This is a genomic window from Corynebacterium hindlerae (assembly GCF_014117265.1).
Classification (GTDB): domain Bacteria; phylum Actinomycetota; class Actinomycetes; order Mycobacteriales; family Mycobacteriaceae; genus Corynebacterium; species Corynebacterium hindlerae.
The window spans coordinates 592689-614412 of record NZ_CP059833.1 but is presented as its reverse complement, the minus strand read 5'-3'; the positions used below and the strand labels follow the sequence as shown (position 1 = coordinate 614412).

The following is a 21724-nucleotide window of genomic DNA, read 5'->3' as shown; positions in this document are numbered from 1 at the left end:
GCCACAATTGACGGTAAGTGTGACAAGCTCGCGCTAAGAAACACATTCCTTCATCAATTAGGAGGCCAACAGTGGCTGAGATCATGCACGTTTTCGCTCGTGAAATCATGGATTCCCGTGGCAACCCAACCGTCGAAGCAGGCGTCGTCCTTGATGACATGTCTAGCGGCGAAGCTGGCGTTCCATCTGGCGCATCCACCGGTGCACACGAGGCTCACGAACTGCGTGATGGTGGGGACCGCTACCAGGGCAAGGGTGTCCTGAAGGCTGTTGAAGCTGTCAACGAAGAAATCGCAGACGAGCTCGCTGGTTTCGAAGCCGACGATCAGCGCGCCATCGACCAGGCAATGATCGACCTGGACGGCACCCCAAACAAGTCCCGCCTCGGCGCAAACGCCATCCTCGGCGTTTCCATGGCAGTGGCCAAGGCAGCTGCGGAATCCGCCGGCCTGCCACTGTTCCGCTACATCGGTGGGCCAAACGCTCACGTCCTGCCGGTTCCAATGATGAACATCCTCAACGGTGGCGCACACGCTGACTCCGGCGTCGACGTCCAGGAGTTCATGATCGCCCCAGTCGGCGCCGAGACCTTCGCTGAGGCACTGCGCATGGGCGCTGAGGTGTACCACACCCTCAAGTCCGTCATCAAGAGCAAGGGCCTGTCCACCGGCCTTGGTGACGAGGGTGGCTTCGCGCCTTCCGTCGAGTCCACCAAGGCTGCTCTGGACCTGATCGTTGAGGCGATCGAGAAGGCTGGCTACAAGCTGGGCGACGATGTCGCACTGGCTCTCGACGTAGCATCCTCCGAGTTCTTCAAGGACGGCAAGTACCACTTCGAAGGTGGCGAGCACACCGCTGAAGAGATGGCTAAGGTCTACGAGGAGCTCATCTCCGAGTACCCAATCGTCTCCATCGAGGACCCACTGCAAGAAGACGACTGGGAGGGCTACGTCACCCTCACCGAGACCATCGGTGACAAGGTGCAGATCGTGGGCGACGACTTCTTCGTCACCAACCCAGAGCGCCTGGCCAAGGGCATCGAAATGAAGGCCGCCAACGCGCTGCTGGTGAAGGTCAACCAGATCGGTACCCTGACCGAAACCTTCGACGCTGTCGAGCTGGCACACCGTAACGGCTACCGCACCATGATGTCCCACCGCTCCGGCGAGACTGAGGACACCACCATCGCGGACCTCGCAGTTGCCCTCAACTGTGGCCAGATCAAGACCGGTGCACCAGCACGTTCCGAGCGCGTTGCCAAGTACAACCAGCTCCTGCGCATCGAGCAGCTCCTGGGTGATGCTGCTGTCTACGCAGGTCGCTCCGCATTCCCTCGCTTCAAGTAAGAACTAGAAGCACCCACAAACCCGGCCCCTGGCGGCCGGGTTTTGGTTTGTTTTGAGACAGCGGAGATTTAGCGTACCGATGGGGTTTTTCAGGCGCGGATCATCCCATCCGTACGCTCGATTTCGCTTCTCATCTGGGCTATTCACGGCGCGCCAGGTGTCAGGCTAAAGATGAGAGAAGTAAAGTGGGCAACACAATGGCTTTGACATCGAAACGCTCCAGCAAACGCATCCCTGTGCAACATCGCAGGTCAGATGTGAAAAATCAGGCTGTGAAAAAGAAGCGTGGTCGGTTTAAAGTGGGAACGCTAGAACTGATGGTCGTGGCCTTTGTCTTGATCGTTTTCCTTGTCACCATCACTGTGCCACTTCGCAACTATTTCGAGCAGCGCAATGAAATTCGGGCGGTGAACGCGGCGATTGCCCAGAAACAGCGCCACAAGGAAGAGCTGTTGGGTGAGCTGGAACGCTACAAGAGTAAGGCGTACCTGGATGAGCAAGCCAGGAATCGTCTTGGGGTTATTGCCCCTGGTGAAGTGGCTTTTCGTATCATGGATCCGTCGATGACCAAAGACGATGCGCTTACTTCTACAGATCACAAAACCCCAGAAAAGGTTAGCCCGTGGTATGACACGTTGTGGGGATCGGTTGCGGTTCCTCCGCAGTCTGCCCCCGATGATTCGATAGAACCTACTACGGAGTTGAAGCTGCCGATTGAACCTCCGGAGCCACCTGTTCCGCCACAAGAGCCCCTGCCATGACACAATGTGTGCATGACTGTTTCTGAAGTTGAACTTGCAGCGGTTGCTGAGCAGCTGGGCCGGGAGCCCCGCGGTGTTCTTGAGATTTCTTACACCACACCAGATGGCGTCCCGGGCGTGGTGAAAACTGCACCTCGCCTTGACGACGGCACCCCGTTCCCAACCCTCTACTACCTGACGGAGCCACGCCTTACCGCGGAAGCCTCGCGCCTGGAAGTAGCGCACGTGATGAAGTGGATGCAGGCGCGGCTGGCTGAGAGTGAGGAGCTGCAGGAAGACTACCGGAAAGCTCATGAACACTTTCTTGCTGAGCGAAACGCTATCGAGGATCTGGGCACCGATTTCTCTGGCGGCGGTATGCCAGACCGGGTCAAGTGCCTTCATGTGCTCATGGCGTACGCGCTGGCAGAAGGGCCAGGACGGGTTCGGTTTGGGACGGAAGCGGTTGCGCTCGCTGCCGAGCACGCCCAGCTACGTGGAACGGCGATCCCCGCCAACTGGCCAACCCTCGAGGACCTGGGGATCTCCCTGGACCTGTTCGATTTTACGCACGCTGAGGTCAAATAAATGACGCGCATTGCGGCCGTGGACTGCGGCACTAACTCTATCCGACTGCTGATCTCGGACTTCGACGGAAAAACCTTTACGGACGTCTACCGGGGCATGAAAATTGTGCGCCTCGGCCAGGGCGTTGACGCGACCGGAAAAATCGCTGAGGACTCGATCGTTCGGGCGCGGATCGCGCTCAGCGAGTTTGTGGAGATCATGAAACACGAGCAGGTTACGGCCCTGCGTATGGTCGCCACCTCTGCCACCCGGGACGCCGAGAACCGCCAAGAATTCCTTGACATGACCGCTGAGCTTCTAGGACAGGTTATTCCCGGCAGCATCGCTGAAGAGATCAGTGGGGAAGAGGAAGCGAGGCTGTCGTTTCAGGGGGCCGTCGCGGATCTCGGTCCAGAAGCGAGGACGGTATGCGTCGTTGACTTGGGAGGAGGAAGCACGGAATTTGTCGTCGGTAAGCGCGATGGCACAATCCTCGGCGCACACTCCGCGCAGATGGGCTGCGTCCGCCTCACCGAACGCATCATGACCTCCGACCCCGCCACCGACGAGGAAGTGGTGCAGGCCCGGGACTACGTGGCAAGGCAGCTTGCCGACGTCCCCACTCACGTTCCCATTGCCCAAGCTGACACCTTCGTCGGCGTCGCAGGCACCTTCACCACCATCTCAGCCCTGGCGCAAGGCCTGGAAGAATACGATCCTGCCCTCATCCATGGCTCTAAACTGCGCTTCGACGCGTCCCGCGTGCTGACCTCCTCACTAATCGGCAACACCTCCGCCGAACGCGCAGCGCACCCAGTGATGCACCCTGGCCGCGCTGACGTTATCGGCAGTGGTTCAGTGGTCGTGGAAGGGATCATGGACATGATCGAGGCCGCAACCCCGGTACGGACCCTCATCATCTCCGAAAAAGACATCCTCGACGGCATCGTCGCAGGGTTAGTGTGACCCTGTTTTCATGATGGTTCTCTCGTGCACTACGCTAATTGAGTAGCCCCGGGTAACCGGGAGGTGCACAGCAAGCCCCTATAGCCCAATTGGCAGAGGCAGTGGACTTAAAATCCATTCAGTGTCGGTTCGAGTCCGACTGGGGGCACCAGTTATGCCATGAGGGGGCGCCCGAACATTGGTGGTGGGCGAAAGCCTGGGTGAGCTGGGGGAATATCGCCACGAAGCAGTAAGCCAGGTTGGGGGAGAGCCAGGTAGATGTCCTGGGAAGTGGGGGACAGCTTAGTCATTGCAGCTCTGACGAACGGGACGCGCCCACTAGCGATAATGGCAAGAATCTCGGGGAGATACTGATGCGCGCGGTAGGCGGACAAGTAACCGATGCATTGACCGCGGAACCTGACGCTGACCGCGTGTGAATCCTCCGGATGGTCAGGTTCTGGGATCAGAGCTACCCAGAACTGATCGGACTGGATCAGGCTCACGGTTTCAGCGCAAAACTCGTCACCGACGATGATTACTTCAAAGCGGTCTGACTGATTGACCTGATAGATATGCATGGTGTCCTCGAAAACGGAAAAGCTGTCTTAACTTCAGCGTACCCAGTGGCTAAATTTCCCGTGGCGATGGGAACTTTTCATGCAAGGTGTGCGTTGAACATTTCGAGTGCTCCAACAACACGGGGCAACGAAGCTAGAAAAGATGTGAAAGGGCTGGGAGAGTGCGTAGCAGTAATCCAGTTTTTAGTTCCCTGACCAAGACCAAGAACTCAGCTGGCCGTGGGTACGCTCAGGCTGGGTATGATCAGGCTGGCTTTGGCCAGCCCGGCTATGGTGCACCGTACGGTGGATACGGCGCCCCAGCTACTGCTGAACGAGCAATGACGGTTGACGATGTGGTCTCCAAGACCGGCATTGTCCTCGGCATCATTATGGGCCTTGGCGCATTGGTGTATGCCGCTAGCTTGCTGGTCAACCCAGCTATCGGCGGTTTGGCATTGATCGTCGGCGCGATCGGTGGTCTGATCACCGTTCTCATCGCCACCTTTGGCAAGAAGTATGGTTCCGCGCCGGTCACGATCGTTTATGCGGTGTTTGAGGGCCTGTTCGTCGGTGGTGTCTCCTTTGCTTTCGCGGGATTTAATAGTGGCATCATCGGCCAGGCTGTGATCGCCACCATTGGTGTGTTCGTCGGTATGCTCTGGGTCTACAAGGCCGGCGTTATCCGGGTGACCCCGAAGTTCACCCGTTTCATCACTGCCGCGATCGTTGGCGTGCTGTTCCTTGCCGTGGGCAACCTGATCAGCGCTCTCGTGTTCGGCTTCAACCCGCTGCGTGGTGACGGCCCCATGGCCATCGGATTTTCCATCGTCTGCATCATCCTGGCATCCCTGAGCTTCCTCCAGGACTTCGACTCCGCCGACCAGCTCGTCCGCGCTGGTGCACCAGCGAAGATGGCGTGGGGCGTGGCCCTCGGCCTGGCAGTTACCCTGGTGTGGCTGTACACCGAAATCCTCCGCCTGCTCAGCATCCTGCGCGACTAGCACCCTGCAGCTTCACGACGCCCTTCCCCATCGGGAGGGCGTCTTTTGGGTTCGCGATAGCGATGAGGTTCGTGAAACAAAAACCTACGCCTTCCGTTGCTGATGAACAGCAGGTTTAGCGCGGGAAAGCGAAGGGATTTCTCGGAACGAACAAATCGCTATCAATTAGGGCAATACTGGCTGCCCTGCCACCGTCAGATCAGTGAAGACGCCTTCGATGGGGGAGGATAGCTCCACGGAGACGTTTGGGGTCGTGGTGAAGGCGTCGATAAGCGTGCCCGTCCCAACTGCGCGGCTTTCAGACCAATACTCCCAGGAAATGTCTTCTAACCGGGGGATACTGTTTACACAATCTAAGGACAGGGAAGAGGGCTGCTTAGAGGGGATGCCGAAACAGTCGATGTAACCGGGGATGACGTTCCGGGAAATCGCGCCACTTGGCGTATTGACCTTAATTGCGGAATCCTGCTGCAAAGCAGGTGTACAAGCAGAAAGCGCCACCGCGGAACAAACCGCGATGGCACTGAGAAAACGCTTCACCCTAGCTGTCGGCCTTAACTTCGCGGAGTCGGGCAGCCTTTTCGGAATTGTAAGGCTCAGCGGAAACCAGCGTGACGGAAATGGTAGCGCCGTTCGGAGCCTGGTACTCGCGGGTCTCGCCCTCATGGGCCCCCAGAATGGTGGCGCCAAGCGGAGACTGCTCGGAGTAGGTCTCTAAGTCAGGGTTCTCAGAGGCAGCGGCGCGAGTACCGATCAGGAAGGTTTCCTTTTCGTTCTGGTCGCCGTTGTAGTAAACGTGCACAACCGAACCGACGTGGGCGACGCCTTCTTCGATGCCTGCGCGCTCGGTGGTGGAATTTGCCAGGATCTCGGAGATCTGCTTAATGCGGGCTTCTTCCTGGTCCTGCATTTCGCGGGCTGCGTCGTAGCCAGCGTTTTCCTTAAGGTCGCCTTCCTCACGACGCTCGTTAATTTCAGCGGCAACCACTGGGCGGTGAGCGATCAGTGCATTGAGCTCTTCCTCAAGCTTCGCCTTCGTCTCCGGAGTGATGTACTGCTTGTTTTCAGCCATAGTGAGATAGCCCTTTCCAGTGGCTTAACAGATATTAGTGCCCGAATTCTAGCACAGCGGACTATTGCGCCAGGTGAGCAGGTAGCTTATCGGAGCAGCCGTACACTTTGGCGGCCACTGGGATGTCGCGAGATGGAATATCCACCTGCATACGCTGCGTTTTTTCGCCGCCAGGGCTGATAATGAACTCGCGACGACCGACCTCGGCCTTGTCGTAATTCATCGAGGTAACAATGCAGTAGGAAGGCACAGACACGTCATCACGGGAGACATCCACGTTGACGCGTAGGGTTTTGTCATCCACTTGCTCGAAGCCAGCGGTGGTCGCGGACACTGTCACCGCGTTGATCTTCTGGAAATACTGGAACACCACCACGCCAAGGGCAATAACGAACAGGACTGCGCCGATGGCGATGATAGGGCCGACAACCCCACGCTTTTCAGTTTCTTTAGGGCCGTAGGACGCGGTAGGAGTAGCAGATGAAGTCACATCACTAGACTACCCGGGCAGCTGCACCCTTTTCGAATCTAGGGGACTACGATTAAACGAGGACAAGACCACAAACCAACTGAGGAAGATCAAACATGAGTGGACTGAGGCTGCTGGCAATTCACGCTCACCCCGATGACGAGGCAAGCAAAGGCGCTGCCACGATGGCGCGCTATGTAGCTGAGGGGCACGACGTCATGGTGCTCACTTGCACCGGCGGGGAGCGGGGCAGCATCTTGAATCCCGCGATGGAAAAACCAGGAGTCCTGGAAAACCTGTCAGTGGTGCGGAAAGAAGAGATGGCCGCCGCCATGCGAGCTTTAGGCACCCAGCACCGCTGGCTCGGTTATGTTGATTCTGGTCTGCCTGAAGGAGACCCGTTGCCACCGCTGCCGGAAGGTAGCTTCGCGCTGGCGAATACGGATCACGTCACTAAAGACGTGGTGAGCGTCATTCGGGAGTTCAAACCTCACGTCATCATTACTTACGATGAAAACGGCGGATATCCTCACCCCGATCACCTGAAGGTACACGAGGTGTCGATGGCTGCGTGGGAGAAAGCGGGCGATCCCTCGTTCCATCCAGAGGTGGGGGAGCCGTGGGAGCCGCTGAAGCTTTACTACACCCACGGTTTCATCCGTCAGCGCATGCTAATGTTCCATGATTTGCTGATATTAGAGGGCAAGCCGAGTCCCTACGGCAAGTTTTTGGAAAGGCTGAAAGCCCACCAGGGAGATATAATGCTGCGCGTGACGACGCAGGTCCGTTGCGAGGAGTACTTCGAGCAACGGGATCAGGCACTGCTCGCCCACGCCACCCAGATTGATCCTGCCGGCACATTTTTTGGCACTCCGATCGAGGTGCAGCGTAAGCTGTGGCCGACGGAAGAATTTGAATTGGCGCAGACGCGAGTCAAAACCTCAATTCCAGAAGATGACCTGTTCGCAGGCATTGTTTAAGGAGTAATCACTGTGGACCTTCTCATTATGGCGCAGCAGCAGACCACCCCGCTTGGGCCGGAGTTCGGCAAAGCGTCCCCTATTGGCCTGCTCATCATCGTGTTGCTGCTGGTAGCGGTCATTTACCTGGGTTGGGCATTCGCGCGACGGCAACGACGCCTGGTGCGTCGACAGGCCTTCGCGGAGGCTCGGGGCCTGGATGTCTTTGACGAAAGCAAGATTGACGAGGCTATGGCAGCGGAAGGTCTCTTGGGCAACGATAAGAAGCATCTCCTCTAACCCCCAAATTTGGGATACTCCTCCCAAAGTGTGGTACGGTGCTAACCATGTTCATGTGGCGATTTTATTTTGACAAGGCTTGCGGAGGTTTCCCGCACGACCTGTGATGTCGTGATCGCTATGTGAACCCAAGGAAATCACCGTAAGCCTGAAGCAGTCCCGCTTTTTATGACGAAAAGCGCCGGGGCTGCTTTTTTGTTACCTAAGTTAGTTACGAAAGGCCCACCCATGAGTGCACCAGTATCTTTGACCAACGCGGCATCGACCAGCAACAGGCGTGTTGTTGCGTTCCATGACCTGCCCACGCCCGCGCAGCTGCTTGACTTATTGCCGCTGGCTCCGGAAATAGCGACGAAAGTGGAGCACGATAGGCAGGAAATCGCTGACATTTTCTCCGGGGAGGACGATCGACTGGTCGTCGTCGTCGGCCCGTGCTCTGTGCATGACCCGAAGGCCGCGCTCGATTACGCCTGCCGCTTGGCACCGCTCGCTGAGCGCCTTAACGACGACCTGAAGGTTGTGATGCGGGTGTACTTCGAAAAGCCCCGCACCACCGTCGGCTGGAAGGGCCTCATCAATGACCCACACCTCGATGGCTCTTTCGATATTGCCCATGGCTTGGAAGTTGCCCGCAACGTCCTGCTGGAGGTGCTGGCCACTGGGCTGCCCGTCGGTTGCGAATTCCTCGAGCCCAATAGCCCGCAGTACTACGCTGACGCTGTCGCCTGGGGCGCGATCGGCGCACGCACCACCGAATCCCAGGTGCACCGCCAGTTGGCTTCGGGCCTGTCCATGCCGATCGGATTCAAAAACGGCACGGACGGCAGCGTGCAAGTAGCCGTCGATGCAGTCGAGGCAGCATCCCACCCGCACTTCTTCTTCGGCACCTCCGATGATGGCCAGCCTGCCGTCGTCGAAACTGCGGGCAACGAAAACTGCCACATTATTCTCCGCGGTGGCAGCAGCGGGCCAAACTACAGCGCCGAGCACATTGCCGACGCCCTGACCCGCAATCAGGGGGCACGGCTCATGATCGATGCCTCCCACGCCAACTCCAACAAGGACGATGCCCGCCAGCTCGAGGTCATCCAAGAAATTGCAGCGCAGATCGCGTCTGGCAACGACGCCATCTCCGGCATCATGATTGAATCGTTCCTCGTGGCCGGTGCACAGAAGCTAGATCCGGAAAAGCTGCGCCGTAATGGTGGCGAAGGTCTGGTCTACGGGCAGTCCGTGACTGACAAATGTATCGGTATTGATGACACGATCGATGTATTGGCCGTGTTGGCCGCTGCGGTTCGTGCCCGACGCACAGGGCAATAGCTACACTAGGACGTGTGAAGATACTGCCAAGTTTGCTGTACCCGATGTACGAGTACCACCTACGTCGGGAGCTGCGCGGGCGTAAACAACCCCGCCACGTGGCCATTATGTGCGACGGTAACCGTCGCTGGGCTCGTGAAGCGGGGTTCACCGATGTCAGTCACGGGCATCGCGTCGGTGCTAAGAAAATTGGCGAAATGGTGGGGTGGTGCCGGGACACCGAGGTCGAACTGGTGACGGTGTACCTGTTATCAACCGAAAACCTGGGGCGCGAAAGCAGCGAACTGCAATTGCTGTTTGACATCATCAGCGATGTGGTCGAAGAGCTTGCCACCCCCGAACTCGATTGCCGAGTTCGGCTCGTGGGGCACCTTGACTTGCTGCCAGAGCAGGTAGCGCAGCGCCTTCGAGCAGCCGCCGAAGGAACAGAGAACAACAGTGGTGTGGCAGTTAATGTGGCAGTCGGGTACGGCGGGCGCCAAGAGATTGTCGACGCGGTCCAAGAATTCATTCGGGAACAGATCGCCCAGGGCGTAGCGCCGGAAGACATTGCCGAGCAAGTGTGCGTCGATTCCATCTCCCAGCACCTGTACACCTCGGGGCAACCAGACCCAGATCTTGTGATCCGTACCTCGGGCGAGCAGCGCCTATCCGGATTCCTCCTGTGGCAGGCCGCCTACTCCGAAATCTGGTTTACGGACACCTACTGGCCGGCTTTTAGGCGCATCGACTTTCTGCGCGCGCTGCGCGACTACTCCTCCAGAACCCGCCGATTCGGCAAATGACAGGAAAAGAAAGGCCATCATGTCCCTGATTGTCGCCTACAATTCCCACTACGGTTCCACGCAGCAGTACGCCGAGGAATTCGCCCGGCGGCATGGCGTCGTGGCGGAACCACTATCGGATGTGACCCCAGGGGAGATCATGGTGGTGTTCTCGCCAAACTACGCCGGGACCTGCGAGGGCGTGAAATGGTTGCAGCACCAGGACCTTTCGGGAGCTAAGGTTGCTCTCGCTGTGGTGGGCATGACTCTCACCGAAGAAGTACGCACCAAAGACCCAATGGCGGACGCCCTGGGGGAGAAAGCCACGCAAGTAACGCGGTTCTACCTGCCCGGCCGCCTGGCGTACTCATCACTCACCCGTGTGCACAAAGCAGCAATGTGGGGATTACACAAAATGCTCCAAGCAAAGAAACACCGCTCCCCAAACGAGGAAGCGATGCTGCAGGACTACAATACCGACGTTGACCGAGTGGACTTCAGCGAACTCGATGCCATCGACCAGTGGCTTGAAGGCTAAATTTTCCGCATCCGCACCCGTTCCACCTCGTGGTGGGCGTCCTTGAAGAGCTGCAACGAGGCGCGAACCCGAGTCGGCAGAATATTCTCCACCAAGTTCGGCAAGTTCACAGATTGCCAAATCTCCCTGGCTTCGGCGCTCGCGATGTCGTCGTCAAGCTGCGCGTAGTGCGAGAAGTGCGCGCCGGGCTTGCTAAACGACGTCTTCCGCAGCGCCAAGAACCTATCGATATACCACTGCTCAATATGCTCGGTGCGGGCATGGACATACACGCTAAAATCAAACAAATCCGACACCATCAGGGTGGGTCCAGTCTGCAACACGTTGAGGCCCTCGAGGATCAGAATGTCGGGTTTGTCTACCACGATGTACTCGTCAGGGACACGGTCGTACAAGGTGTGCGAATACACCGGCGCCTTGACCTCGCGCTTTCCTGACTTGACGTCGGTGACAAAGCGCATCAACGCGCGCTGGTCGTAGCTTTCTGGGAACCCTTTGCGGTTCATGATGCGGCGGCGGTTCAGCTCATCACTGGGGAACAAAAACCCATCCGTGGTGACCAGATCGACCGTCGGGCTGGATTCCCAACGCTGGAGGAGCACCTGCAGCAGGCGCGCGGTCGTCGACTTTCCCACTGCCACCGAACCAGCAATGCCAATAATGAACGGAACGTTTTCCGCCGGAGACTTAAGGAAGGTTTCGGTGGCCGCCATCAACCCCTTACGGGCTTTAACCTGCAAATAGATAAGGCGCGACAGGGGAAGATATACCTCTTCCACTTCCTTCAGATCGACGCTTTCACCCAAACCGCGCAGCTTCACTACTTCCTCCGCGGTGAGGACCTGGGGCATATTGTTTCTCAAGTTGCGCCACTCTGTGCGATCGAACTCAAGATATGGGCTGTTATCCATCGTGCCCTGCGACCTAACCATGTGTTCCATTGTGCACCCAGCGCCCGCAAGCTGTGAAATCTGACACGCTCAATGTAGGGTGGCGAGCTAAGTCATTTTCGGCCTTACACATTGTGACGTAAACTTGTGCCATCCGATGAACGACCCCGTGTGAAAGGTTATCCGGCGTAGCTATGACCGAAGTTTCAGACAATGTAATGACCCAGCCACTCGATCAGCTCGACCCAGAGGTAGCGGCAGCCATCGCCGCTGAACTCGGCCGTCAGCGTGGCACCCTGGAAATGATTGCCTCCGAGAACTTCGTGCCACGAGCAGTACTGCAGGCACAAGGCTCCGTGCTCACCAACAAGTACGCAGAAGGCTACCCAGGTCGCCGCTACTACGGTGGCTGCGAGCACGTTGACGTTATCGAAGACCTCGCACGTGACCGCGCGAAGGAAGTGTTCGGCGCAGAGTTCGTCAACGTCCAACCACACGCAGGCGCCCAGGCGAACGCCGCGGTGCTCATGTCGCTGGCTAACCCAGGCGACAAGATCATGGGTCTTTCCCTGGCACACGGTGGACACCTCACCCATGGAATGAAGCTCAACTTCTCCGGCAAGCTTTACGAAGTTGCAGCCTACGGCGTTGAAGACGACACCATGCGGATCGATATGGACCGCGTCCGTGAGACGGCGCTTGCAGAGAAACCACAGGTCATCATCGCCGGCTGGTCCGCATACCCACGCCACCTGGACTTTGCTGCCTTCCGCTCCATCGCTGACGAAGTTGGTGCGAAATTGTGGGTAGATATGGCCCACTTCGCTGGCCTCGTTGCTGCTGGTCTCCACCCATCTCCAGTGCCACACTCGCACGTCGTTTCTACCACTGTGCACAAGACGCTGGGTGGTCCACGCTCCGGCATGATCCTGGCCAAGGAGGAGTTCGCTAAGAAGATCAACTCGTCCGTATTCCCAGGCCAGCAAGGCGGTCCTTTGATGCACGCGATTGCAGCGAAGGCGACCGCGATGAAGATCGCCGGTTCTGAAATGTTTAAGGAACGTCAGCAGCGAACCCTGGAGGGAGCTGCGATCCTCGCGGAGCGTCTGATGGCCGAGGACTGCAAGGCTGCAGGCGTGTCCGTTCTTACCGGTGGCACCGACGTGCACCTGGTACTCGCTGATCTGCGTAACTCTCAGATGGACGGGCAACAAGCAGAGGACCTCCTGCATGAGGTCGGCATCACCGTCAACCGCAATGCCGTGCCAAACGACCCACGCCCACCGATGGTCACTTCTGGCCTGCGTATTGGCACCCCAGCACTGGCAACCCGTGGCTTTGACACGGCTGCTTTCACTGAGGTGGCAGACATCATCGGTACGGCGCTGGCTGCCGGCCAGTCTGCGGATGTCGCTGCGCTGCGCGCCCGGGTAGACAAGCTTGCGGCAGATTACCCACTGTACGAAGGCCTTGAAGAGTGGAAGCTCGCCTAGCCGGTTAACTGACTTCGCAGGTCTTTGGCAAAATAGAAGCTCCCCGTTAGTTGGACTGTTCAACTGGCGGGGAGCTCTTTCATTGGGGCTGTTGTTGAAGGGGGGGTGGTGGTGGAAAACCCGGGAAGCATTTCCCGGATCTCGGGCGAAAAACAGCAAAATAGCACAAATGCAGCACGAAAAAGTGCCCATACCCGGGAAACGCTTCCCGGGAATGTCGCAATGCGAACTCCTGGGTGGTGCGTTCCCTACTCCGCGGAGCGCTGCTCGGCCAGCGAGGTGCGCGCTGCCCGGAGCCATTCTGGCTGGTCGGCGAGTAGGGCCTTGATCTCAGCAGTGGTAAGTGGCTTATCCATGCCATTCTTTTTCAGCGCGGTAATGGTGATTCCGAGCTTGCGGGCGACTTCTGGGCGTGGATGAGGGCCGTTGCGGCGCAATTCGGCAAGCCATTCCGGGGGATTGCTTTGTAACTCGACATATTCTTCGTGAGTCAGCGCGTTGTTTTGGAACTCCTCAGGGGTGGCCGGGAGGAAAATTCCAAGTTTCTTGGCAGCTGTTGCGGGTTTCATTGCACGGGAGGACGGGGCACGGTTCATCTCATTCACATGAGTCACGGTAGCATTTAGCGCATGATTAACGCACAGCCACTGGCTATTGCCTTTGTCAAGGGCACTGCGCCAGGTAAGTGGTTTGACCGCTTCAACGAGCGCACCGATTACCCTGACTTAATCACGATCGAGTCAGATGACGCTTTTGCTGCGCTTATCGACGGCCGTGCCACCCTCGCCCTCATCCGCCTCCCGGAACCCCGGCTCACCGATGACTTTCATAAAGTGGACCTTTATGAGGAAACCCCGGGAATTACTGTGCCGAAAGACAGCGAGCTCACGCTGCTGGAGCGGATTTCGCGGGCTGACATCTCGGATGAAATTGTCAACTATGAGCCAGGGGATCAGGTTGATATTCAGGCTGTACGCGATGCGGTGCAGGTGGTGGCTGCCAATGTGGGAGTGGTCATTGCGCCACGTCCCCTGCTGCGCAGTATAAGTTCAAAACAGACGGAACATCGTGAGTTTAGTGATGGCACCCCGACCCAGGTTTCGCTGGTGTGGCGCAAGGCCGATGACTGCGACATGGTTCAGGACTTCGTGGGGATCACGAAAGGGCGAAAGGCGACGTCGTCACGGCAAAGCCAGCAGGCTGGCAAACCGAAACGGAAACCGATGGCGAAAAAGCGACCTGTGAGACGGCGTCGATAAGCAAGTGGCGGTTGATGCGAACGTTTACCGAGGATTCATCTCACAACCATGTAAGTTACACCTTGGCTCGTTAGCCTGAGGGGGACTGGTCAGGAGGGAAACTGGCCGGCCACCGCCTTCCGGTCGCTGGTACCGGCATCACACCGGCAGGGGTGCCATCATCGCATGTCACAGCCCGCTCGGGTACCCGGCGGGAGGTGAAGGGAGCCCTCACAGTTATGCGGAACAACGTTGCCGTATCCGCCATCGATCCAGCCCTCGATGGACACCAGCCCACACCCACCCGGACGTACGTGATTGATACGTCTGTTTTGCTGTCCGACCCGTGGGCATTAAGAAAATTTGCCGAACACCACATCGTCCTGCCACTGGTTGTAGTCAGCGAATTGGAAGGCAAACGGTTCCACCCGGAACTTGGGTGGTTTGCGCGGGAAGCACTGCGTTACCTCGAGGACCTGCGCCAGACGTATGGTCGCCTGGATAAACCAGTGCCGGTTAACACTGATGGCGGTACCGTCCAGATCGAGCTGAATCATTCTGATATGACAGTGCTCCCCGTCGCTTTTCAGGACTCCATTAGCGATCACCGCATTCTGGCCTGCGCTCTGAACTTTCAACGGGAAGGCCGGGAGACCGTCCTAGTCACGAAAGATATTCCGTTACGGGTGAAGGCCGGGTCAGTGGGACTGCCGGCGGACGAATACCATGCGCAAGACGTGGTGCTGACCGGGTACACCGGTATGGAACAGCTCGAGATTGATTCCACCAGCATCGATGAGTTGTATCGCGATGGAGAAGTGGACCTGTCAGGTGAACTCACTCGTCGGGGAGTGGCTATCGAAGATCTCCCAGTGCACTGCGGGCTCACGCTCACGTCGCCATCCCAGTCAGCTCTGGCACGCGTGCGGGCCGACGGCGTGGTTTCCTTGGTGCGGGGGGATCGCAATGCCTTTGGAGTGCAAGGACGATCTGCTGAGCAACGCATCGCGCTAGAGCTCCTGTTGGATCCAGAAGTCGGTATTGTTTCCATCGGCGGGCGCGCCGGGACTGGCAAATCAGCCCTGGCCCTGTGTGCAGGCCTGGAGGCAGTATTGGAACGTGGTGAACACAAACGGATCGTAGTGTTCCGTCCGCTTTACGCCGTGGGCGGGCAAGACCTAGATTATTTGCCAGGCTCGGAATCTGAAAAGATGAATCCCTGGGCGCAAGCGGTATATGACACCTTGGAGGGCTTGGTCAGTGACAATGTCATGGAGGAAGTCATGGCACGCGAGCTCATCGAGGTGTTGCCTCTCACGCACATTCGTGGTCGTTCGTTGCACGACTCCTTTGTGATCGTGGACGAAGCGCAGTCCCTGGAACGCAACGTGTTGCTTACTGTGTTGTCGCGCTTGGGGAAGAATTCCCGGGTTGTCCTTACCCATGATGTTGCGCAGCGTGACAATCTCAGGGTAGGGCGTCACGATGGCGTGCAGGCGGTCATTGAAAAGCTAAAGGGAAATGACCTGTTTGCGCATGTTACTCTGCAACGCTCCGAGCGTTCCCGAATAGCAGAGTTGGTAACCAGTCTGCTGGAAACTCAATAGCTGGGATTTGAAGCTCAGGGGTTGTCGGGGTGGGTCAGGGTTTTCCCTGACCCTGGATTAGGCCCCTGCTCTAACGGTACTTGCAGCCATTAATTGAAGTTTTGTACGTTTGAAGCGAAAACCTCACAAGATCCCACAGGAAGCTACACAAAGCATGAAAATTCAGAAACGCACGGCTGCAATTACTGCAGCATCACTCCTCGGTATTGCAGCAATTGGTGGTGGCTCCTACGCGTTTCTGAGTCCTAAGGAACGCACGCCTGTCATCATGGCATCCGACGTGCGTGAGATCCAAGAACAAGACGTCGTGGAAAAAGTGCATGCGGAAGGTGGGTTGGAAGCAACTCGCACCACTTCCATTACCTCCACGCTCACTGGTCCCGTGAAAGACTTGCAGGTCAAGCTGGGCGATCGGGTGGCGGATGACCAGCTTCTAGCAGTGATGGACACTACTGCTATCGAGCGACAGCTTGAGGCAGAGCGAGCAAATCGCGCTTCGCAGGACACCGCGAACAACAACCAACTTCTGACGGCACAGCAGCAGTACCAGCAGCTGCACGAAAAATATGACCACGGACTGAACCCGGAGATGAATGCGGCTGCTGCCGCTGAAAGGCAAGCTGCGTCCGCACTGGAAACTGCGCAACGGGCATTTGAAAACAAAAAGAAAGACACCAAAGCGGGCACGGATCCGACCGTCACCGAACAACAAAAGGCGTTGACAGCTGCTCGCGATGAGCAACGAGATGCGGCCCTTAACTTGCTGCGTGTCAATGCCGGCACCATCTTCAACGTCATCACCACGGAAGCCGGTAGCCCGGACATGATGGCTGATTCAGTACAAACCCAGGATCGCTTGAACCGTGCTGACCGTGACTTGGCTGTGAAGGAAAAGGACTACCAGCAAACCCTGGTAGCAATCGACCGTGAACTTGCTACGCTCGCAGCTCAGGTCCGTGACGCTAGCGCTGCACACCGTGAAGCAGTGGTAGGTGTGGAAAGCGCTCGGTTGGCAGCACTGCACCAGATTGATGCGCAGCGTGCAGCCGTGGAACAAGCGCAGGCTGCCGTCAACAGCGGAAGCCTGGCATCGGAAGTGACGCAGCGTCATCTGACCATCGATGTGGCCAAGGCGGAAGTGCATAGCCCTCATGGCGGGATTATCACTGAGCTGAACGCAAAGGTTGGTGCCCCTTCCGAAGGGGTCCTTATGACCGTTGCTGATGACTCCGCGCTCAAAATCACCACGCTGGTGAAGGAATCGGAAATCGGAAAGGTTAAGCCCGGCGACGAGGTCACGTTCACCACGGCGGTGACGAAAGACAAAAAGTTCACCGGCAACGTGATCAATGTTGCCTCTGCGGCAAAGACCAATCCGGATGGCGCCTCCAAGAAGGTGGAATTCCCGGTTGAGATCGCCGTGAAGGGTAACACGGAAGGACTGCGCATCGGGTCCACCTCCAAGTTGGAGATTGTGGTTAATAAGCAAAAGGGAGCGCTGTCTGTGCCTCGCGAGGCAGTGCTGAAAGACGGAGACAATCACGCGGTTATCGCGTTGATCGAGGACAATGGCAAGTACATCGTCAAGAAGATTCCAGTGCAGGTGAAAGCGCAAACTGACTTTGATGCTGCTATCGCCTCCCCTGAGCTGAGCCCGGGCACCAAGATCGCTTCGGACCCTAGCAAGTACATCGAGGACGTCGACAAGCGCGTGCGAGTGGAGCACTAACATGACAGCTCTTATCGAGCTCGCTGGAATTACACGAACCTTTAACCAAGGCCAGCCGAGCGAATTGACCGTGCTCAAAGGGATAGATATGACGATTGATCGAGGTGAGTTTGTCTCGGTCATCGGTGCCTCAGGTTCCGGCAAGTCAACCCTGATGAATATCATGGGGCTCCTTGACCGCCCCACGCAGGGAACGTACCTGCTCGACGGCGTGGACGTCCTCGATAGCTCAGACGATGAACTTGCTTCCTACCGCAGTACCCGAATCGGATTCGTGTTTCAGAACTTCAATCTGATTGCTCGCATCGACGCCATCCGCAATGTAGAGATGCCGATGATGTACGCCGGAGTTCCCGCGAAGGAACGCAAAGAGCGGGCCATCGAACTGTTGAACCTGGTGGGGATGGGGGAGCGCTTGCACCACCAGCCCAACGAACTATCAGGCGGCCAGAAGCAGCGCGTGGCTATTGCACGCGCCCTGGCCAACAAACCAGACCTCATCCTTGCCGACGAGCCCACCGGCGCCCTGGACACCGAGACTGGACGAATGGTCATGGACTTGTTCCACCGACTCAACAATGAACAAGGCGCCACAATCGCGTTGATTACCCACAACCCGGAGCTCGCGGCTGAAACAACTCGCGTTGTCACCATGCGAGACGGACTCATCACGGAAGGAGGCTTGTGATGCGACTGAGAGAAGCGCTTGAGCTCGCACTGGGCAGTATGAAGACCGGAAAAATGAGGTCGATGCTGACCCTGCTCGGTATCATCATCGGCATTATGTCCGTGATTACCATTCTGACGCTTGGACATGCCCTAAAAACCCAAACTCTCGGCAGTCTCGATTCGCTGGGCCTCAATAACCTGCAGGTTCAAGTACAAAACCGCAAAGCGGCTGAAGACTCGCAAAGTGACTATTTCTTCGGCGGTGCAGAAGTAAAGGATGCAGATGCACTCATCACTGCTTCGCAGGTGTCGGGGGTCAAAGAACGCTTCGGGGACAAAATTACCGGAGTGAGCTACAGTGGCTACGCCGGTGGGCTCGGGGATGTGGAAACCTCCATGGACACCTTGGCTCCGCCTACTGTGAAAGCTGCCGTGAGCCCTGTGAATGAGGACTACCTGCGACTTTCTGGCATCCAGATCACCTCGGGGCGAGGGCTCACTGAGCAAGACGTGACCGAGGGGCGACACGTTGCGATCATTTCCCCGAAGCTGCTCTCTGACCTTTTTAAAGATGACGTTGACCGAGCACTTGGATCTGAAGTTCGGTTCCGGAACGACGCCGGAACCGCGTCCTTCATTGTGATCGGTGTCTCCGGAGAACAAAAGGGTGGCCTTTTGGTGGGTAGTTCAAAGCAGGCGACGGTGTACGTACCTTACCCGATCCAACAGCTTTTCCCTCGGGACGATGGCGTGCCGTCAGTTGAGAACGCCTACTCCGAAGTAAGTTTCCGGGTTGCGCAAGGCGTGGACAAGGAAGCCGTGAGGGACGAGCTGCAGACCTACTTTGATCGTGCCTACCAAGGCAACAATCAATACATGGCTAAGGTTGTCGACAACAAAAAGGACATGGAATCGATCAACCAAGTTCTCAACAGCATCAGCCTTGCGGTTGCGGCGATTGGCGGAATTTCCCTCCTAGTCGGCGGTATTGGCGTCATGAACGTCATGCTCATCACCGTGACCGAGCGAACCCGAGAAATCGGTGTTCGCAAGGCGCTCGGGGCACGTCGCCGTGATATCAAGGTCCAATTCATCATTGAGGCGATGATTGTCTGCCTCATCGGTGGCCTCATCGGCGTCGTTCTTGGTGCGGTATTCGGCATGATCGGCGCCACCATGCTCGGTCAGTTCGTGTTCCCGCCACCAGCAGCCGTGATCATTTCCTTGCTATTCTGCATGGGAATCGGCTTGTTCTTCGGGTACTACCCAGCGGCCAAAGCCGCCAAGATGAACCCCATCGAAGCCCTGCGGTACGAATAGCCTTACACCGTTTCCCTCAGTTTCTCCTCGCGCACGAACACCACGATCAGTGCTGCCACCACAGCCAGTGGCATGAGGAGGAAGAATACCGGGGTCAGGGCATCGTTGTAGGCAACCTGGATGGCGACCTTCAGGGCGTCGGGAAGCTGCGTCACGGCGGCGGGGGTGAGGCGCTGGTTCTCGGTGCCCGTCGCAAACGCCTCGGCGAATGGAGCGCCGGCCGGCCCCATGCTCTGCAAAGCAGTAGGGATAGCCGTGTGCAGGGAATCGCTGAGCTTACCGGTGAAGATACCGCCGACGAGTGCAGCCCCAAGGGAACCACCGATCTGCCGGAAGAAGTTCGTCGCACCTGTTGCCGTACCGACCTGGGAAATCGGGAAGGAATTCTGCACGATCAGCACCAGGATCTGCATAGCGCAGCCAAGCCCCACACCGAAAACGAAGAAATAACCGCCCACGGTGACCAGGGGCGAGTCTGCGTGCAACGTGGAAAGCAGATACAGGCCGAGCGCCACAATCAGCAACCCGATGATGGGGTAATTCTTGTACTTCCCCGTGCGGGAGACCCAGTTGCCCACCGCGATGGAGGTGCCCGTGAGGCCAACCATCATCGGAATCATCATCAGACCAGCATTGGTTGGGGTGAGTTCATGCACCATTTGCAGGTAAGTCGGTAGGTAGCCAAGCGCCCCGAACATGAACACACCAATGCCCAGACCCGAGAGGGTGGTGAGGACGAAGTTGCGGTTCCGGAACAGCTGAATCGGCACGATCGGCTCGGCTACCTTCAGCTCGACGAGAACAAACAAGGCGCCAAAAACGACGGTTCCCGCGATCAGTCCCAGGATGAGCGGTGATCCCCACTCGTACTCGTTTCCGCCCCAGGTGACAAACAAAATGAGGCAAGTGGTGGCGATCATCATCACCAGCGAGCCGAGGAAATCAAACCGGCCCGAGGGGTGGCGTTTAGGCAACCGAAGGTAGAAAATCGCTCCGAGCAGTGCGAACAGGCCCAGTGGGATGTTGAGCCAGAGGCCCCAGCGCCACCCCGGCCCATCAGTGAACCAACCTCCGAGGACGGGGCCGAGTACGGAGGAAAGCCCAAAAACGCTGCCCATAACGCCCATATACTTACCGCGATCACGCGCACTGACGATCTCTGCGGTGATGGCCTGGGACAGGATCATGAGGCCACCACCAGCGACACCCTGGAGGGCGCGGGCCAAGATAAGAACGCTCATCGAGGTAGCGAGGCCACCAATGAGGGAGCCGACCATGAACAACACCACAACAAAGAGGTAGAGCCCTTTTCGTCCGATTTGGTCGCCTAACTTACCGAAAATCGGCAGCGCAATCGTCTGCCCCAGCAAAAACGCCGTGATCACCCAAGACATATGGTTGACGCCGCCGAGGTCACCAATGATGGTGGGCAGTGCGGTGGCGAAAATCATCTGGCCGAGGGAACTCATGAGCATGGCTGTCATGAGAGCGCCCATGATGAACTTGATGCGGGGTGCTTCAGTCATGGTGTGCTCCTTTCGAGCGTGCTAGTTGGCGGAAATTGTCTAGCGCGGCATGGCACTGGCGGTGGAGGTCGACGAGCTGAGCGGATGGTTCAGCCATCCATTCTTTGGTCCCAATGTGGAGGGCGGCGTGGACGATGCCGACGATGGTGCGGGCCTCTGCAACAGGCGTGAGATGCGGGAGGCGGCGGGCGTCGTCGTAGCGCTCGAGATAGCTGGCTGCGGTCCGCACGAGGCTGTCATGGATCAGGCCGAAGGCGGCCAACCTGTTGACTGACAGTTCGGGAGTGGTACGCAATATTGCTTTACGACGCCGTAGTAGCTCACCCGGCGACACGGAATTTGTTACCTGCGTGGTGAACATTCGATAGCTGACATCAAGCAGCGCGCGGGTGAGGTCCTCATGGCGTTGTGAGATAAACTCTTCCGACTCGGCATCGGTGAGTGGGACGGGGTAGCTGCCGAGCACAGCGGCTTCTTTGGAGTCGACATAGTTGAAGAAGGTGCGACGAGAGATGTTCGCCGCTGCGCAGATATCTTCGATGGTGACGTCGTGGTATCCGCGTGCGGATACCAGGGAAGTTGCGTGCTCTTCGATTGCGGCGAGGGTTGCTCGGCGCTTTTGTTCTCGAAGATTAGTTGTCATAGCTACAAATCTAGACGCTTAG

The 21724-nt window shown here is 57.6% G+C and carries 24 protein-coding genes and 1 tRNA gene; 17 read left to right on the top strand and 8 right to left on the bottom strand.

Going from position 1 to position 21724, the window contains the following annotated elements:
• The first annotated feature begins 71 nt into the window (after positions 1–71).
• The 5 genes from eno to HW450_RS02970 all read left to right on the top strand — a co-directional run bounded on the left by eno (position 72) and on the right by HW450_RS02970 (position 3770).
• The gene (eno, locus tag HW450_RS02990; protein ID WP_182386539.1) at positions 72–1346 is read left to right on the top strand and encodes a phosphopyruvate hydratase; all 1275 of its coding nucleotides are present in this window, start codon (positions 72–74) and stop codon (positions 1344–1346) included.
• A gap of 272 nt (positions 1347–1618) precedes the next feature.
• Positions 1619–2107: an FtsB family cell division protein gene (locus HW450_RS02985; RefSeq protein WP_182386538.1), complete on the top strand. Its 489-nt coding sequence runs from the start codon at positions 1619–1621 to the stop codon at positions 2105–2107.
• A 12-nt stretch (positions 2108–2119) separates the two neighbouring features.
• Positions 2120–2674 carry a DUF501 domain-containing protein gene (locus tag HW450_RS02980; protein WP_182386537.1) on the top strand — a complete coding sequence of 185 codons (555 nt, stop codon included), beginning with the start codon at positions 2120–2122 and terminating at the stop codon, positions 2672–2674.
• On the top strand, positions 2675–3619 hold the full coding sequence (locus HW450_RS02975; protein ID WP_182386536.1) for a Ppx/GppA phosphatase family protein: 945 nt from the start codon (positions 2675–2677) through the stop codon (positions 3617–3619). It begins immediately after the preceding gene.
• Between the two features lie 74 nt (positions 3620–3693).
• Positions 3694–3770, top strand: a tRNA-Leu gene (locus tag HW450_RS02970).
• A gap of 1 nt (position 3771) precedes the next feature.
• Here the strand turns inward: HW450_RS02970 and HW450_RS02965 are convergent.
• Positions 3772–4179 (bottom strand): hypothetical protein, encoded by a 408-nt coding sequence (locus HW450_RS02965; protein ID WP_182386535.1) that lies wholly within the window; start codon positions 4177–4179, stop codon positions 3772–3774.
• A gap of 161 nt (positions 4180–4340) precedes the next feature.
• On the opposite strand from HW450_RS02965, the gene HW450_RS02960 reads away from it, so the two are divergent.
• Positions 4341–5162: a Bax inhibitor-1/YccA family protein gene (locus tag HW450_RS02960; RefSeq protein ID WP_182386534.1), complete on the top strand. Its 822-nt coding sequence runs from the start codon at positions 4341–4343 to the stop codon at positions 5160–5162.
• Between the two features lie 165 nt (positions 5163–5327).
• On the opposite strand, the gene HW450_RS02955 is transcribed toward HW450_RS02960, so the two are convergent.
• From HW450_RS02955 to HW450_RS02945, 3 genes are all read right to left on the bottom strand, one after another.
• Entirely contained in the window at positions 5328–5702 is a 375-nt protein-coding gene (locus tag HW450_RS02955; RefSeq protein ID WP_182386533.1) for a hypothetical protein, read from the bottom strand.
• A 1-nt stretch (position 5703) separates the two neighbouring features.
• The gene (greA, locus tag HW450_RS02950; protein WP_182386532.1) at positions 5704–6234 is read right to left on the bottom strand and encodes a transcription elongation factor GreA; all 531 of its coding nucleotides are present in this window, start codon (positions 6232–6234) and stop codon (positions 5704–5706) included.
• A 61-nt stretch (positions 6235–6295) separates the two neighbouring features.
• Positions 6296–6724: a DUF4307 domain-containing protein gene (locus HW450_RS02945; RefSeq protein ID WP_182386531.1), complete on the bottom strand. Its 429-nt coding sequence runs from the start codon at positions 6722–6724 to the stop codon at positions 6296–6298.
• 95 nt (positions 6725–6819) lie between these two features.
• On the opposite strand from HW450_RS02945, the gene mca reads away from it, so the two are divergent.
• The 5 genes from mca to HW450_RS02920 all read left to right on the top strand — a co-directional run bounded on the left by mca (position 6820) and on the right by HW450_RS02920 (position 10587).
• Positions 6820–7683, top strand: a complete 864-nt coding sequence (mca, locus tag HW450_RS02940; protein WP_182386530.1) for a mycothiol conjugate amidase Mca — start codon at positions 6820–6822, stop codon at positions 7681–7683.
• A gap of 27 nt (positions 7684–7710) precedes the next feature.
• Positions 7711–7962: a hypothetical protein gene (locus HW450_RS02935; protein WP_182387306.1), complete on the top strand. Its 252-nt coding sequence runs from the start codon at positions 7711–7713 to the stop codon at positions 7960–7962.
• A 228-nt stretch (positions 7963–8190) separates the two neighbouring features.
• Positions 8191–9285 (top strand): 3-deoxy-7-phosphoheptulonate synthase, encoded by a 1095-nt coding sequence (locus HW450_RS02930; protein ID WP_182386529.1) that lies wholly within the window; start codon positions 8191–8193, stop codon positions 9283–9285.
• Between the two features lie 44 nt (positions 9286–9329).
• Positions 9330–10070, top strand: a complete 741-nt coding sequence (locus HW450_RS02925) for an isoprenyl transferase (RefSeq protein WP_232843362.1) — start codon at positions 9330–9332, stop codon at positions 10068–10070.
• Positions 10071–10089: 19 nt separating this feature from the next.
• The gene (locus HW450_RS02920; RefSeq protein WP_182386527.1) at positions 10090–10587 is read left to right on the top strand and encodes a flavodoxin domain-containing protein; all 498 of its coding nucleotides are present in this window, start codon (positions 10090–10092) and stop codon (positions 10585–10587) included.
• Here HW450_RS02920 and coaA read toward each other — a convergent pair.
• Positions 10584–11528, bottom strand: a complete 945-nt coding sequence (gene coaA, locus HW450_RS02915; RefSeq protein ID WP_407926266.1) for a type I pantothenate kinase — start codon at positions 11526–11528, stop codon at positions 10584–10586. The two genes, HW450_RS02920 and coaA, sit on opposite strands and share 4 nt — an antisense overlap.
• A gap of 143 nt (positions 11529–11671) precedes the next feature.
• Between coaA and glyA the strand changes: the two genes are divergently transcribed.
• Positions 11672–12970: a serine hydroxymethyltransferase gene (gene glyA / locus HW450_RS02910; protein WP_182386525.1), complete on the top strand. Its 1299-nt coding sequence runs from the start codon at positions 11672–11674 to the stop codon at positions 12968–12970.
• A gap of 248 nt (positions 12971–13218) precedes the next feature.
• Here the strand turns inward: glyA and HW450_RS02905 are convergent, their stop codons facing one another.
• On the bottom strand, positions 13219–13539 hold the full coding sequence (locus HW450_RS02905) for a DUF5997 family protein (RefSeq protein ID WP_182387304.1): 321 nt from the start codon (positions 13537–13539) through the stop codon (positions 13219–13221).
• A gap of 60 nt (positions 13540–13599) precedes the next feature.
• Here HW450_RS02905 and HW450_RS02900 point away from each other — a divergent pair, with 60 nt between their 5' ends.
• From HW450_RS02900 to HW450_RS02880, 5 genes are all read left to right on the top strand, one after another.
• Positions 13600–14229: a LysR family transcriptional regulator substrate-binding protein gene (locus HW450_RS02900; RefSeq protein ID WP_182386524.1), complete on the top strand. Its 630-nt coding sequence runs from the start codon at positions 13600–13602 to the stop codon at positions 14227–14229.
• Between the two features lie 218 nt (positions 14230–14447).
• A complete protein-coding gene (locus tag HW450_RS02895) occupies positions 14448–15815 on the top strand; it encodes a PhoH family protein (RefSeq protein WP_182386523.1) in 1368 nt (455 codons plus the stop codon).
• Positions 15816–15969: 154 nt separating this feature from the next.
• Positions 15970–17544: an HlyD family efflux transporter periplasmic adaptor subunit gene (locus HW450_RS02890; protein ID WP_182386522.1), complete on the top strand. Its 1575-nt coding sequence runs from the start codon at positions 15970–15972 to the stop codon at positions 17542–17544.
• 1 nt (position 17545) lies between these two features.
• The gene (locus HW450_RS02885; RefSeq protein WP_182386521.1) at positions 17546–18232 is read left to right on the top strand and encodes an ABC transporter ATP-binding protein; all 687 of its coding nucleotides are present in this window, start codon (positions 17546–17548) and stop codon (positions 18230–18232) included.
• Positions 18232–19533: an ABC transporter permease gene (locus HW450_RS02880; protein ID WP_182386520.1), complete on the top strand. Its 1302-nt coding sequence runs from the start codon at positions 18232–18234 to the stop codon at positions 19531–19533. The genes HW450_RS02885 and HW450_RS02880 overlap by 1 nt, the downstream gene beginning before the upstream one ends.
• A 2-nt stretch (positions 19534–19535) precedes the next feature.
• Here the strand turns inward: HW450_RS02880 and HW450_RS02875 are convergent, their stop codons facing one another.
• Together HW450_RS02875 and HW450_RS02870 are read right to left on the bottom strand one after the other, a co-directional pair.
• Positions 19536–21059: an MDR family MFS transporter gene (locus HW450_RS02875; protein WP_232843309.1), complete on the bottom strand. Its 1524-nt coding sequence runs from the start codon at positions 21057–21059 to the stop codon at positions 19536–19538.
• Positions 21052–21702, bottom strand: a complete 651-nt coding sequence (locus HW450_RS02870) for a TetR/AcrR family transcriptional regulator (RefSeq protein WP_182386519.1) — start codon at positions 21700–21702, stop codon at positions 21052–21054. The genes HW450_RS02875 and HW450_RS02870 overlap by 8 nt, the downstream gene beginning before the upstream one ends.
• Positions 21703–21724 lie beyond the last annotated feature (22 nt).

Coding starts and splice junctions, on each gene's coding strand:
- HW450_RS02980 (WP_182386537.1), top strand. CDS start 2,120: ATGACTGTTTCTGAAGTTGAACTTGCAGCGGTTGCTGAGCAGCTGGGC.
- HW450_RS02975 (WP_182386536.1), top strand. CDS start 2,675: ATGACGCGCATTGCGGCCGTGGACTGCGGCACTAACTCTATCCGACTG.
- HW450_RS02965 (WP_182386535.1), bottom strand. CDS start 4,179: ATGCATATCTATCAGGTCAATCAGTCAGACCGCTTTGAAGTAATCATC.
- greA (WP_182386532.1), bottom strand. CDS start 6,234: ATGGCTGAAAACAAGCAGTACATCACTCCGGAGACGAAGGCGAAGCTT.
- mca (WP_182386530.1), top strand. CDS start 6,820: ATGAGTGGACTGAGGCTGCTGGCAATTCACGCTCACCCCGATGACGAG.
- HW450_RS02935 (WP_182387306.1), top strand. CDS start 7,711: ATGGCGCAGCAGCAGACCACCCCGCTTGGGCCGGAGTTCGGCAAAGCG.
- HW450_RS02930 (WP_182386529.1), top strand. CDS start 8,191: ATGAGTGCACCAGTATCTTTGACCAACGCGGCATCGACCAGCAACAGG.
- HW450_RS02925 (WP_232843362.1), top strand. CDS start 9,330: ATGTACGAGTACCACCTACGTCGGGAGCTGCGCGGGCGTAAACAACCC.
- HW450_RS02920 (WP_182386527.1), top strand. CDS start 10,090: ATGTCCCTGATTGTCGCCTACAATTCCCACTACGGTTCCACGCAGCAG.
- coaA (WP_407926266.1), bottom strand. CDS start 11,528: ATGGAACACATGGTTAGGTCGCAGGGCACGATGGATAACAGCCCATAT.
- glyA (WP_182386525.1), top strand. CDS start 11,672: ATGACCGAAGTTTCAGACAATGTAATGACCCAGCCACTCGATCAGCTC.
- HW450_RS02905 (WP_182387304.1), bottom strand. CDS start 13,539: ATGAAACCCGCAACAGCTGCCAAGAAACTTGGAATTTTCCTCCCGGCC.
- HW450_RS02900 (WP_182386524.1), top strand. CDS start 13,600: ATGATTAACGCACAGCCACTGGCTATTGCCTTTGTCAAGGGCACTGCG.
- HW450_RS02895 (WP_182386523.1), top strand. CDS start 14,448: ATGCGGAACAACGTTGCCGTATCCGCCATCGATCCAGCCCTCGATGGA.
- HW450_RS02890 (WP_182386522.1), top strand. CDS start 15,970: ATGAAAATTCAGAAACGCACGGCTGCAATTACTGCAGCATCACTCCTC.
- HW450_RS02885 (WP_182386521.1), top strand. CDS start 17,546: ATGACAGCTCTTATCGAGCTCGCTGGAATTACACGAACCTTTAACCAA.
- HW450_RS02880 (WP_182386520.1), top strand. CDS start 18,232: ATGCGACTGAGAGAAGCGCTTGAGCTCGCACTGGGCAGTATGAAGACC.
- HW450_RS02875 (WP_232843309.1), bottom strand. CDS start 21,059: ATGACTGAAGCACCCCGCATCAAGTTCATCATGGGCGCTCTCATGACA.
- HW450_RS02870 (WP_182386519.1), bottom strand. CDS start 21,702: ATGACAACTAATCTTCGAGAACAAAAGCGCCGAGCAACCCTCGCCGCA.